This window comes from Acinetobacter sp. UBA5934, assembly GCF_002430855.1.
Taxonomy (GTDB): Bacteria; Pseudomonadota; Gammaproteobacteria; order Pseudomonadales; family Moraxellaceae; genus Acinetobacter.
Genome location: NZ_DJDC01000013.1, coordinates 1 through 12,373, shown reverse-complemented (window position 1 = coordinate 12,373; position 12,373 = coordinate 1). Strand labels below are relative to the sequence as shown.

The following is a 12,373-nucleotide window of genomic DNA, read 5'->3' as shown; positions in this document are numbered from 1 at the left end:
ATGAGAAGCTAAAATTGATTATGTTTTAATCATTATTATGCTTTTCATAAATCTGAAACAGTATAGAACTGTACCTTATTGTTTCAATTCATGACAAAAAAAGGCCCCTTAACAGGAGCCTTGGTAAATCATGAGTAAGATCAATATTTAATCCAGGTCACGCTGCGGCCAATCACCGATACACCAACATAACCACGCAGGTTTAAGTGCTTGCCACTGGCACTGAGGCGTGCTTTGCCCTTGTAGACTTTGCCGCCAATCGGGTCAAGTACACGACCATGATTAAATTCGCGTGGGTTATCTGGATTCTTTTTAAATCCCCAAATAAAAGGCAAGCCAATAAACGGTTTATTTTTTAAGTTGCCTGGGCAGTTTGAACAAACCCCCATCTTTTCTGTACCAGGAATGTTACGGGTCGCCACGATAATTCCTTCATAAGTACCATCCGGTTTTTTGCTAATTTCTACATCGGCACGAGAGTAACCGGTTCGGTCATCAATGGTTTTCCATTTGCCCACCAGGGGATCGTTATCGTTTTCTGCAAAACTCAATGAAGATAGGGTTGCTAATAGTATCCCCGCCACAACGCCTTTATATAAATTCTTCATTAATTCCCCCTTTGAACTGAAAGTTTTATATTTTTAGAGTAAAACGCCTAATTTATAACGATAACTATCTATAAAATCAAATGGTTAAATTGCTAAATAAGTCACATAAATAATTGATTGTGTTATGTGGGTTATTCTTTGAAATTTTTTTGATTAAAAAGTACCCGATTTGAATATTAAAACTTTAAGTTTTTAACCAATTGATATTTTAACTGAAGGTAAAATACAGTTTTATTTACTGCATGAAATATTATTATTTTTATAGGTATTAATAATAAAATTTATCGTTTGATATAAATAAACAGGTAATAAAAGATAATTTATTGCTTGAATATAAGAGCGGAATTGAATAGATATTTAAGATTATAAATAGAGGCTGCACAAGTTCCTAACCGGGCTGAGGTAAAAACTTGTGCTGAAGGTGAAGCATGGTTAATCCACTCTAATCCAGGACACGGTTCGGCCAAGCAAACTGGTGCCAATATAGCCACGTAAGGTCAGGACATTGCCTCGTGTATTCAGACGTCCTTTGCCTTGATAGACATGACCTGAAAGAGGGTCAAGTACCTTACCTTCAATAAATTCATCTGCTTTTTTAGGATTTTGCTTAAAACCTGACAAAATAGGTAAGCCAATCAGTGGGGCATTTTTAAGCGCACCTTTACATTTTTCACAATGATCAAGGGCAGTACGGTTCGGAATGGCATGGACTTTAATAATTGTTCCCAGATAGCCGCCATTTTCTTTTTTGGTAATAAGAACGTCAGCCCGAGCATAGCCTGTTTTGTCATCAATGGCTTTCCATATTCCCACTAAATCGAGTGTTTTTGCATGAATAAAGGGACAGGCCAGAAGTAATAATATACTGAGCATTATTTTTGTGTTCATATAGTCGATATTCCCAATTATTAATTTATTTTTATGCACTAAAAATAAAGCATTATTTGAGTTTATTTTGCTTTATTTTGAAATGAAATTTTACGCTAAAATATTTTAAATACAAGTGTAAAAAAACAATATAAAAAATAAGGTATTTTATTTTTTAAAATAAAAAAAAGAGCAGCTATTATAGCCGCCCTATTTTATTGACTTGCATAAAATCAACTGAGGTGTTTGCCAAATAAACCAAAGGCTTCTTCAGCAGTAAAAGTGTAGCGGGTGCTACAGAACTGGCAATCCATGGTAATCGGGTTCTGGAACTCTAAAGTTTCACGCACTGCCTCTACACCAATTTGAATTAAGGCATTGGCACAGCGTTCTTTAGAACAGGTACAGCCAAAGCTTAATGGTTCCGCTTCAGGCAAGCGTACATCTTCCTCATTGTACAGACGGTACAGAATTTCAGTCGGTTCAAGATCTGTGAGTTCTTCCGCTTTTAAAGTTTCGGTCAGCATGGTGAGGCGTGGCCAAAGGTCTTCATCCACACGTTGCTGTTCTTCTTCGCTATTACGTGGCAAGAGTTGAATCAACAGACCACCTGAGCGTTCAGCGGTGCTGGCCAAAACAATTTTCGTTGGAATTTGTGCAGACAAATCATAATACTGCATTAAACAACCGGCCAAGGTATCGTGCTCGAGCGCAATAATGCCTTGATAGCGTTCCCCAAATTCAGGCTCGATATTAATAAACAGCACTGGATTGACTAGCGCATTCAACACCGTGCTGCTGTTTTCTGCCTGGAAAAAACGCGGATCTTCTTCGTAATCGGCTGAAGCTCGGATTTCACCGCGATGGTTACATTCCGCCATAGCCCATTTGAATGTACCAGCTGCCTGAATTTGCAGGCTGATGCGGCCTTTGATTTTCAGGGTGCTGGCTAATAAAGCAGTGGCACTGAGCATTTCCCCCAAAAGAATTTGAATGGCTTGCGGATAATCACGTTGCGCAAGAATCGTTTGCAAAACGCTTTCAAGATGGACCACTTCACCACGAATCGGGCAATTTTCAATATAAAAGCGTTGACGTAATTCAGACATAAATTTCTCCAATAGCCCGTGTTAATGGTGTCTATATTGTAAAACACAAGCTAGTTACTATCATCTCTTGTGACATCAATACGCTGATGTGCTAAGCCGCGTTGCAAATTGACGCCAATCGGTTCTTGACGAATCTGGGCATCGCTTTCAAATAAATGTTCCAGTTCTGCTAGCGCATTACGATGGGTTTCATAAATCTTCTGCTCATCAGTATAAACCCGTTGTTGTTGAAGCAATAATTTCTCATCGTAATCACGGAACAGTTCGATACTCTTATACGCATCTTCTTCGTTCACATCTAACTCACGTAAAGCGCAATAAGCCATCCCGAGGGAGGATAAATACGTTTCACGCCAGATATGTTCGACACCTAAATCCCGCAGTAAATGCACATGATGACGGTCTCGGGCACGCACTAAAAGTTTTAGCTGGGGATAGTTCAAGCGAATATGACGTGCCACATTCATCGAGTCTTCAATATCATCAATCGCAAGTACAAAGACTTTGGCGTGTTCAATGCCGGCGGAACGTAAGATATCGGGTTGTGTGGCATCCCCATAGTATACCGTACCGCCATAATTTCGCACGAAATCGACTTTTTCCAGATTACTGTCGATAGCGGTAAACGACTGGTGCTGTAAATGGGCAATACGGGCTATGATCTGTCCGAAACGGCCAAAACCGGCAATGATCATCGGGTTATGCGTATCGGGAATTTCATCATAAACAGGAGTTTTTTCTTTATCAATGAATGGAATAATCCAGCGGCTAATCAGCCAGTACAGCATTGGGGTGAGCACCATGGAAAGGGTCACAATCAATGTGATAGGCTCAAGCATCGCCTGGGTGATGACTTTTTCACTACTGGCAACTTTCAGCACCACAAAGGCAAATTCACCACCTTGAGATAAACAGGTCGCCAGCAGCAAGCTGTTGCGCCATGAATATTTTAAATAACGGGCAATGGCAGTCAGGGTGACGCTTTTCACCAGCATTAAAATGAATGCACCGCCAATAATCAGCCACGGCATATCAACCAGCAGGGATAATTGGGTGGTCATGCCAACCGTCATAAAGAACAGACCCAGTAACAGTCCTTTAAAGGGCGCAATGCTGGCTTCAAGTTCGTGACGAAATTCGGAATCTGCCAATAGTACCCCAGTTAAGAAAGCCCCCAAAGTGGTACTGATGCCGAGCACATCCATCAGTGCAACCACGCCCAAGACAATAAACAAACCGACCGCTGTAATCAGTTCATGTGCGCCACTTTTGGCCACAAAGCGGAAGAAAGGACGCATCATATAGCGGCTAAACAGGAACAAACCGCTAAAGGTCGCAATGATTGCAGCGAAATAGGCAACGCCATGATGGGTTGATTCAGTACCGGCCAGTAATGGAATAATCGCTAAGAGCGGAATAGCGGCGATATCTTGGAATAGTAAAATAGAAAACGATTGCTGCCCGAAGGTGGTATTCAGTTGCTGCTTTTCTGAAAGCAATTGTAGGACAAAAGCTGTAGAGGAAAGGGACAGTGCCATGCCAATCACAAAGCTGGCAGAAAGACTCTGGTTTAAGGCAAAAAAGATCAGCAGGGCCAGAATAATGCCAGTAATGCCGACCTGCAAGCTGCCCATTAAAAAGATCGATTTACGCATCTCCCACAGTCGTTGTGGACGTAGCTCCAGACCAATAATGAACATCAACAAAATAACGCCAAATTCAGCCAGTTCCTGAATCGCTTCCGGGTCACTGGCCAGATTGAATACGCTGGGACCGAGCAAAATACCGGTAAACAAATAGCCGAGTACGGTGGCAATGCCAAAGCGCTTGGCTAAGGGAACCAAGAGTAGCGAAGCACCAAGGAAAATCGTAATTTGTAACAGTAACGACATCGATCCGTCCTAGAATTTATTCTCATTTCAAAAAAATTGAGCAAAGCATGAACTTTGGCTTAGCTTAATTCCTGAGGGTCTATATCCAGTGTAAGTTTCATGGTTGAGGGCTTTTGATGCAACATGTTTTGCCACCAGGCACGAATATAAAAATGTAATCGGGCACGATCTTGCGACAACAATACCATATGCGCCTGATAACGCCCGGCTTTACGTTCCATTGGGGCTGGAATTGGTCCCCAGATATCAATCAGGTTTTCAGACACCTGTCTGAGCGCCTGGGCATGCTGCTGTAAAAATTCCTGGTTTTGTTCCTGACTTTTCGATTCACAGCGAATTAGTGCTGCATAACGAAAAGGCGGTAACAGTGCTGCTTGACGTTCTGTTAAGGTTTGCTGGGCAAAATGCCGGTAATCTTTTTCGATTAAGGTATTGAGCAGGGGATGATCCGGTCGGAGTGTTTGTAAATACACTTCACCTTTGCGTTCACCCCGTCCCGCACGGCCCGCGACTTGGATAATCAATTGCGCGGTACGTTCGGTGGCACGAAAATCAACACTGAGTAAGCCTGAATCAATATCCAAAATAGCGACTAAAGTGACATAGGGAAAATGGTGACCTTTGGCCAGCATTTGCGTGCCAAGTAAAATAATCGGTTCACTTTTCTGGATTTTGTCATAAATTTTTTGCCAGCTACCGACCCGACTGGTGGAATCGCGATCGACCCGAATCACATCGAAATTGGGAAAAAGCTGTTGCAAGTGTTCTTCGACTTTGGCTGTGCCCAAGCCAATGGATTTCAGTTCCGTATGCTTGCACTGTGGACAATGATCGGGCATGCGGTGAATGCTGCCACAGTGGTGACAATGCAAATGCTGATAAGGCTGGCGATGCACGGTAAAGTTGGCATCACAATGTGGACACTTGGCCTGCCAGGCACAGCTTTCACAAATCAGCACGGGTGCATAACCACGGCGGTTTAAAAACACCAATACCTGTTCTTTTTTATCCAGCCGTTTTTGAATTTCATCAATCAGGCTTTGGCTAATGCCATTTTGCTTTTGCGCAATTTTCAGATCAATCAGATGAATCTTGGGCATCAATGCCACACCTGCACGCTGGTTCAGCTCTAAACGGGTCATTTTCCCCGAGTCAGCCAGTGCATAACTTTCGATACTCGGGGTAGCTGAACCCAAAATGATCGGACAGTTTTGTAAATGAGCCCGATACATCGCAACGTCACGGGCGTGATAGCGAAAACCTTCCTGCTGTTTAAATGAAAGGTCATGCTCTTCATCGAGAATAATCAAGCCCAGATTGGGTAGTGGGGTGTAAATGGCAGAACGGGTGCCTAGAATAATTGAAGCTTTACCGGTTTGCGCCGCTTGCCAGGCTTGTAGACGTTTGGAGTCATTCAGTCCAGAATGCAGCAGCACAATATGGCCGTGAAAACGTGACTGGAAACGGCTGATGGTTTGCGGAGTAAGCCCAATTTCAGGCACTAGAACCAAGACCTGTTTGCCTTGTTTTAGGATCTCTTGCATGATTTGTAAATAGACTTCAGTTTTGCCGCTACCGGTTAAGCCATCAAGTAAAAAAGCCTGATATTTTTTCTGTGCTTTCAATACCTGTTGAATGGCATGCTTTTGATCTTCATTGGCCGTGAGCGGCATTTGCGCCAGTGTGACCGGTTGCGGACTAAAATCCTGATTTTCCAGAACACATTCCACAATGCCTTTTTTTTCCAGAGCTTTCAGTGTCGCCGTTTCAATACCGGCCAGATTTAAAATATTTTCTGTGGTTCCCTGAGGATGTAATTTCAGAATTTTATAGGCTTGTTGTTGTTTTTCGGAACGTGTCACTTTGGTTTCAGCAGCTAAATCTAAAACTTTCCACATGCGGGCCAATAAATTATACGGTTTACCCTGACGTAGAAAGGTGGGCAAGGCACTTTGAAAAACTTCACCAATTGGAAATTGATAATATTGTGCTGACCAGGTGAGCAAATTTAACGTTTTTTGATCTAAAAGCGCTTGGTCGTCCAGCAGCTCGGTAATGGCTTTGAGCTTAAAACGTGGATCAATCGGGGTATCTGCTGGTAATTTTTCAACAATAATCCCGACCAGATTTTGCCGTCCGAATGACACGGCAACCCGCGCACCGACTTCAGCTTGCTGATATTGTTCAGCCGTTACGGTGTAATCGAAACAGTCATAGATATGTACAGGTACAGCAACACGAATACGATAAATGTCAGTTGGCGTCGATAGTGTATTTGGCATAAATAAGGGTCAAAAGGTCCTGATCAAATTTCGTCGTGCTCAAGATCGAGTTATGTTAGAGTGAACAAATCATTTATATCTCAGAATATGAATGATTTTGGTGGTCAGACGCAACAGCGCTGAAGGAAATTTTAGAAAATTAGAGCATCACAATGCCTGCATACCAATTTACTGCCATTGATGCTTCAGGGAAGCAGCAAAAAGGCGTGCTAGAGGGTGATTCTGCACGTCAAATCCGTCAACAGCTCAGAGACAAAGAGCTGATTCCGGTAACGGTTGATCCGGTTGAGCAAAAAGATAAACATCACTCAGCAGGCTGGTTTCAGAAAAAAATCACCGCCTATGATTTGGCACTATTTACCCGTCAACTTTCAGTGCTGGTGGCAGCTGCAATTCCTTTAGAAGAAGCGCTGCGTGCTGTAGGCAAGCAAAGTGAAAAAGCTCATGTACAGAATCTGCTGATGTCGGTGCGCTCCAAAGTCATGGAAGGACATTCTCTGGCCAATGCCTTGCAGCAAGCCGGACGTTTACCTGACTTATATATTGCCACTATTGCCGCAGGTGAACGTTCAGGACATTTGGATTTAATTCTGGATCAGTTGGCAGATTACACTGAAAACCGCTTTGCCATGCAGAAAAAAGTGCAGGGTGCGATGATTTATCCGATTATTCTCATGCTGATGTCCTTTGCGATTGTGATGGGGCTGATGACCTATGTGGTTCCCGATATTGTAAAGACGTTTGATCAAAGTAAGGGTGCCTTACCATGGATTACGGTGGCACTAATGAAAGCCAGCGATTTTATCCGGGTGGCCTGGCCATTTTTGCTGGTGGCAAGTGTGCTTGGTTTTATTGCTTTGGCGCGTTTTTTAAGAACATCTGCCGGGCATTATGCTTTTGACCGTTTAACCCTCAAATTGCCATTATTTGGTAAATTATCGCGTGGTATAAATGCAGCACGTTTTGCCAGTACCTTGTCGATTTTGACCCAATCCGGTGTGCCTTTGGTGGATGCCCTTAAAATTGGCGCTGCAGTGAGCAATAACTGGGTGATCCGTGATTCGGTCAATCTGGCAGCGGAGAAAGTCACCGAAGGTGGCAATCTGGCAACGCAACTGGAGCGCAGTGGTTATTTCCCACCGATGATGGTACAAATGATCAAAAGTGGTGAAACCTCAGGTGAGCTGGATCGAATGCTGGAGCGTGCCTCGACCATGCAGGATCGGGAAGTCACAACCCTGATTTCAACACTTCTTGCACTACTTGAACCGTTAATGTTGGTGTTAATGGCAAGTATCGTTTTAGTGATTGTGATCGCGGTGATGTTGCCGATTGTGAATATGAACAATATGATTTAACTGATTTTACATTTTATAAAGATAATGATTGTGCGAGAGAGTGAGATGCAAGGGAAACGATATCAAGTGAAGCAGTCTGGCTTTACCCTCATTGAAGTGATGGTGGTGATTGTAATTTTAGGCGTATTGGCGGCGCTGATTGTTCCTAATGTGATGGGGCGTGGTGAAAAAGCCAAGGTGGATACTTCTGCCATTACCTTAAAAGGGGTAGCAGGTGCTTTAGACCAATATAAACTGGATAATGGTAAATATCCTTCTATGCAGGATGGCGGTTTAGATGCACTTGTGAATCAGCCGGCTTCGGCTAAAAACTGGATGCCGGGTGGTTATGTCAAAGGTGGCTATCCAAAAGACAGTTGGGATAATGATATTCAATATGTGATTCCCGGTGCGGAAGGCCGTGCATTCGATTTATATTCTTTTGGTGCTGATGGCAAAGAAGGCGGTGAAGGAACAGATGCCGATATTTATTATCAACCTTAATTCAAAATCATTATTTATTTTGAGTTAATAGAATATATCACTTCACTTAATCTAATGGATCAATACTAAGTGAAGTGATAATAAATCTTAATTATAAAATATATTTTAAGTTATTGAATTTTAATAATTTAGTATAATAGTCGTTGTTTGAGAGTTATAATAAGAATTATTCCCATATTTGATAGTTACAATAATACTTAAATGGGGATTGAATTAGACTTTCTATTTATTCAAAAGCTTGCATAATGTTCTAAATGGCAACAATTTTGCCGGGGAGAATGGAATGAAAGCATTAATCATATCGGATGAAATTAATCAATTTCACTGGGCAATGCTCAAGTCTGTTCTTTTAATTTTAAGTTTGCTTCCGATCAGTCAGGGCATTTTCACTTTATGGAATGCAACGGAAGGAAGCAGCCAGATCATGGTAGGCTTTTTTGCAATTAGTGTATTGAGCGCATTATTCGTTTTGTGTTTCTGGTCTGCATTAAAAGCCACTGTATTAAACTTAAAACAAGAACATGCTTCAGCCTTAGAGCACAGTGTTGTAAAAATTTATCGTTATATTCCCATGCTATTTTTAACTGGCATGATGTCGTATTTGGTGACTCAGCTATAAATTAAGTTCGATAAAAAACCGAGGCATTGACCTCGGTTTTTAGTGCCTTTTTATTCTTTCTCTCTCTGGGATAAAGAATATATTCCGCAAGAGGATGAGGGCGATTAATCATAAATAATTTACCTCTCCCTAGCCCTCTCCTAAGAGGAGAGGGAACACTTAAAGCTAACGCCGTGATTTAAACGAGATATCCACCTGACGTGGACGGTAAATCCAACCTAGAATTAACAATAACAATGAGAAACCCAGAATAGGCCAGTCACTCAGACGCATATACAAGGTTTCGCCCTGCATCGCAGGCAATTCACCACGAAGAATCGCTGTTTGATCAGTCGGTGCCTGTTTCACAATATGCCCGTTGTGATCAATAAAGGCTGTTACACCAGTATTGGTAGCACGAATAAACCAGCGTCCATTTTCTTTAGCGCGCATTTGCACCATTTGTAAATGTTGCCAAGGTCCTGCCGTTCCGGTAAACCAGGCATCATTGGAAACGGTGACCAGGTAATCGCTTTGGCTGGCGTTGCGACGGGTCAGGTTGGGATAAGCCACTTCATAACAGATCGCAGCACCCAGCGCATGGTTTTTAATATCGAGTGGTTTCTGGTCACGTGCTCCACGAGAAAAACCGCTCATAGAAGGGTCATTCTGTAAAGCAGGCAGTACCCAGCTCAGCCAGCCCGATAAAGGAACGTATTCACCAAACGGCACTAAACGCTGCTTTTTATACAAGCCTTCAGATTCATCACCCGAAGCCATAATACTGTTGTAGTACATCGGGCGTTGTTCAGTTTTTGATTCTTTCAAATCCCAATAAGGAATACCGGAGACCCAGGCAGTTCCCGTTTTATTGGCCTGAACTTTCATGGCATCTAAAAAGGGTTCTATATCAGTCTGGAACATGGGAATGGAAGATTCCGGCCAAACGATCAGATCACGTCCCCATTCAGTCCGGCTTAAGTTGGCATAGATCATCAAGGTCTTGACCTGATATTCAGTCAGCCATTTCAGGTCTTGCGGAATATTGCCTTGAATCAGGGAAACGGAAAGTGGTTTCTCATCTTTTTCTTCAACAAATTGAAGATAAGAAGCTCCCCAGGCACCCAGCAGTAAAATGGCTGAAGGAATGACCCAGAACAGGCGTTTATTTAGAATTTCGACCAGTGCGCAGGCCAGTATAATGACCACAAACGAAACACCGAAAATTCCGAATAAGGGCGCATAGCCATCCAGAAAACGCTCGGTAAAGGCATAACCGACAAATAACCATGGAAAACCGGTAAATACCCAGGTCTTTGCCCATTCAAAAAATACCCATAATGGGGCAAAAGTTAGCGGTGTTTCCGAGAAAAAGCGACGGTAGATCCAGGTTTGCAATGCGGTAAATAAACCCATGACCAAGGCCATAAAGGCAATCATCAGTACACTTAAGAAAGCACTGGTATCACCATAGACATGGATTGAGGTATATAACCAGAAGGCACCGACAAACCACAAGCCAAAACCATAAGCCCAGCCAATGAAAAAGGCTTGTGGCGCAGAGCGTTTACGCAATGACGCGTAGAGTAAGGCTGGAGACAGCAGGGCCAGCCACCAGTAATAATAAGGCGCCAGTGCAAAACTGAACACAGCACCTGAAAAAAGCGAAATTAAAAAGGGATAAATAAAAGGGAGCTGCTTGTGTTGTTGAGATGAATTTAACAGCTTATCAAAGTAAGTTCTCATTTACGGACAGCTCGAATCAGATGAATAGTACGGGCATCTGCTTCTAAAATGGTGAATTCCCAATTCTCAAGTTCAATGACTTGACCTTGTAAATCGCTGACTAAACCAATTTCTTGAAGCAATAAACCGCCGACAGTTTCTACTTCATCGTCAGAAAAATCAGCATCTAAAACAGTGTTGAAGTGTTCAATTGGTGTAAGTGCCTGCACCATCCATGCATTCGCTACAGTATGGTCGTTATCTGGAACAATGTACTGTGCATCTTCATCAGCAATATCATGTTCGTCTTCAATTTCACCCACAATTTCTTCGAGAATATCTTCTAGGGTCACCAGACCTGAAGTTGTACCGTACTCATCAATCACTACCGCAATATGAGTCTGGGTATTTTTCAGCATACGCAGAACCTGATCCGAACGCGCACTTTCCGGCACAAACAGCGGCTGACGCATCAAGGCACGAATATCGACTTTGGAAGAAGGCTCGGTCAGGAAAGGAAGCAGATCTTTGGCCAGCAAAATACCAACCACATTATCCGGTTGATCGGATGAGAATACAGGGAACCGCGAATGTGCAGATTCAACTAAAACATGCAGAATTTCGAGAAGTTGGTCATCTTCCTGCAAGCTAATCATGGACGTTCTTGGCGTCATGACTTCACGAATTTTTGTAGCAGGAAGGTCAAGAACACCTTCAAGCATGGCAACAGTATCAGGTTCTAAAAAACGACGTGAATTTTGGACTAGTTTTAATAATTCATCTCGGGTTTCGGGCGCTGTACCTAACCACTTTCGTAAGCCTCGCATTCCCCACGACGGACTCGGTTCCTCTTGCATGATCTTTCCTAAAGACTCAATGTATCAAATGAATACATTGATCATACCGAAGAAAAAGCCCTTATGCATCTATAAAACAAAGTAAAAGACAAAACACATATTGTTATGTAAACAAACAGGCCGGATGATTTTTATATGAGCAGTTTATGCTAAAATGTGAAAATTCGAATATTTGAGTTTTATGATGTCTGAACAACCAAAACTTCCCGCTGTTCAAATCAATACGCGAGGTTTACGTTGCCCTGAACCTGTGATGATGTTGCATCAAGCCATTCGCAAAGCCAAGTCAGGTGATGTGGTTGAAGTGCTTGCCACAGACCCGTCCACCTCATGGGATATTCCAAAATTCTGTATGCATCTCGGCCATGAACTACTGCTCCAAGAAGAGCGTCTGGATGAAAATGGCAATAAAGAGTTCCATTATCTGGTGAAAAAAGGCGGTTAAAAGATTTTTTTGGGTAGATGAGTGATTCATTTGCCCATATTTTTGAAAGATTAGGGTCTGTTGACATTTACTGTTCATAATTAAACCTATAAAGGTAGCCATAAAAATATACAGGCTAAGGCAACAGCACTTTGATAATTTCTTTTGAG

General features: G+C 42.5%; 11 protein-coding genes. 4 read left to right on the top strand and 7 right to left on the bottom strand.

The genetic code is table 11. The features are described from left to right. Positions 1 to 140: 140 nt before the first annotated feature. The 5 genes from B2Y23_RS00875 to B2Y23_RS00855 form a co-directional block, all read right to left on the bottom strand. Positions 141 to 608, bottom strand: a complete 468-nt coding sequence (locus B2Y23_RS00875) for a DUF2147 domain-containing protein (RefSeq protein ID WP_291355677.1) — start codon at positions 606 to 608, stop codon at positions 141 to 143. Positions 609 to 1,040: 432 nt separating this feature from the next. Further along, positions 1,041 to 1,496, bottom strand: a complete 456-nt coding sequence (locus B2Y23_RS00870) for a DUF2147 domain-containing protein (RefSeq protein ID WP_291355675.1) — start codon at positions 1,494 to 1,496, stop codon at positions 1,041 to 1,043. A gap of 212 nt (positions 1,497 to 1,708) precedes the next feature. Then, positions 1,709 to 2,584, bottom strand: coding sequence for an Hsp33 family molecular chaperone HslO (locus B2Y23_RS00865; protein ID WP_291368452.1), 876 nt, complete (start codon positions 2,582 to 2,584; stop codon positions 1,709 to 1,711). A 50-nt stretch (positions 2,585 to 2,634) separates the two neighbouring features. Beyond that, positions 2,635 to 4,476 (bottom strand): monovalent cation:proton antiporter-2 (CPA2) family protein, encoded by a 1,842-nt coding sequence (locus B2Y23_RS00860; protein ID WP_291368450.1) that lies wholly within the window; start codon positions 4,474 to 4,476, stop codon positions 2,635 to 2,637. Positions 4,477 to 4,535: 59 nt separating this feature from the next. Beyond that, positions 4,536 to 6,758 carry a primosomal protein N' gene (locus B2Y23_RS00855; RefSeq protein WP_291368448.1) on the bottom strand — a complete coding sequence of 741 codons (2,223 nt, stop codon included), beginning with the start codon at positions 6,756 to 6,758 and terminating at the stop codon, positions 4,536 to 4,538. Positions 6,759 to 6,910: 152 nt separating this feature from the next. Here B2Y23_RS00855 and gspF point away from each other — a divergent pair, with 152 nt between their 5' ends. The 3 genes from gspF (at position 6,911) to B2Y23_RS00840 (ending at position 9,218) form a co-directional block, all read left to right on the top strand. Continuing rightward, positions 6,911 to 8,116 (top strand): type II secretion system inner membrane protein GspF, encoded by a 1,206-nt coding sequence (gene gspF / locus B2Y23_RS00850; protein WP_291355667.1) that lies wholly within the window; start codon positions 6,911 to 6,913, stop codon positions 8,114 to 8,116. A 45-nt stretch (positions 8,117 to 8,161) separates the two neighbouring features. Then, positions 8,162 to 8,599 (top strand): type II secretion system major pseudopilin GspG, encoded by a 438-nt coding sequence (gene gspG, locus B2Y23_RS00845; RefSeq protein ID WP_291355665.1) that lies wholly within the window; start codon positions 8,162 to 8,164, stop codon positions 8,597 to 8,599. 283 nt (positions 8,600 to 8,882) lie between these two features. Then, positions 8,883 to 9,218, top strand: a complete 336-nt coding sequence (locus tag B2Y23_RS00840; RefSeq protein WP_291355663.1) for a hypothetical protein — start codon at positions 8,883 to 8,885, stop codon at positions 9,216 to 9,218. Positions 9,219 to 9,383: 165 nt separating this feature from the next. Here B2Y23_RS00840 and lnt read toward each other — a convergent pair whose 3' ends face one another. Together lnt and B2Y23_RS00830 are read right to left on the bottom strand one after the other, a co-directional pair. Continuing rightward, on the bottom strand, positions 9,384 to 10,943 hold the full coding sequence (lnt, locus tag B2Y23_RS00835) for an apolipoprotein N-acyltransferase (RefSeq protein ID WP_291355661.1): 1,560 nt from the start codon (positions 10,941 to 10,943) through the stop codon (positions 9,384 to 9,386). Then, the gene (locus tag B2Y23_RS00830) at positions 10,940 to 11,779 is read right to left on the bottom strand and encodes an HlyC/CorC family transporter (protein WP_291368446.1); all 840 of its coding nucleotides are present in this window, start codon (positions 11,777 to 11,779) and stop codon (positions 10,940 to 10,942) included. Before B2Y23_RS00830 ends, lnt begins: the two co-directional genes overlap by 4 nt. Positions 11,780 to 11,963: 184 nt before the next feature. Between B2Y23_RS00830 and tusA the strand changes: the two genes are divergently transcribed. Further along, positions 11,964 to 12,224 (top strand): sulfurtransferase TusA, encoded by a 261-nt coding sequence (gene tusA / locus B2Y23_RS00825; RefSeq protein WP_291368444.1) that lies wholly within the window; start codon positions 11,964 to 11,966, stop codon positions 12,222 to 12,224. Positions 12,225 to 12,373: the final 149 nt, after the last annotated feature.

Excerpts from the sequence above, each read along its gene's own strand:
- B2Y23_RS00875 (WP_291355677.1), bottom strand. The coding sequence starts at position 608 with ATGAAGAATTTATATAAAGGCGTTGTGGCGGGGATACTATTAGCAACC.
- B2Y23_RS00870 (WP_291355675.1), bottom strand. The coding sequence starts at position 1,496 with ATGAACACAAAAATAATGCTCAGTATATTATTACTTCTGGCCTGTCCC.
- B2Y23_RS00865 (WP_291368452.1), bottom strand. The coding sequence starts at position 2,584 with ATGTCTGAATTACGTCAACGCTTTTATATTGAAAATTGCCCGATTCGT.
- B2Y23_RS00860 (WP_291368450.1), bottom strand. The coding sequence starts at position 4,476 with ATGTCGTTACTGTTACAAATTACGATTTTCCTTGGTGCTTCGCTACTC.
- B2Y23_RS00855 (WP_291368448.1), bottom strand. The coding sequence starts at position 6,758 with ATGCCAAATACACTATCGACGCCAACTGACATTTATCGTATTCGTGTT.
- gspF (WP_291355667.1), top strand. The coding sequence starts at position 6,911 with ATGCCTGCATACCAATTTACTGCCATTGATGCTTCAGGGAAGCAGCAA.
- gspG (WP_291355665.1), top strand. The coding sequence starts at position 8,162 with ATGCAAGGGAAACGATATCAAGTGAAGCAGTCTGGCTTTACCCTCATT.
- B2Y23_RS00840 (WP_291355663.1), top strand. The coding sequence starts at position 8,883 with ATGAAAGCATTAATCATATCGGATGAAATTAATCAATTTCACTGGGCA.
- lnt (WP_291355661.1), bottom strand. The coding sequence starts at position 10,943 with ATGAGAACTTACTTTGATAAGCTGTTAAATTCATCTCAACAACACAAG.
- B2Y23_RS00830 (WP_291368446.1), bottom strand. The coding sequence starts at position 11,779 with ATGCAAGAGGAACCGAGTCCGTCGTGGGGAATGCGAGGCTTACGAAAG.
- tusA (WP_291368444.1), top strand. The coding sequence starts at position 11,964 with ATGTCTGAACAACCAAAACTTCCCGCTGTTCAAATCAATACGCGAGGT.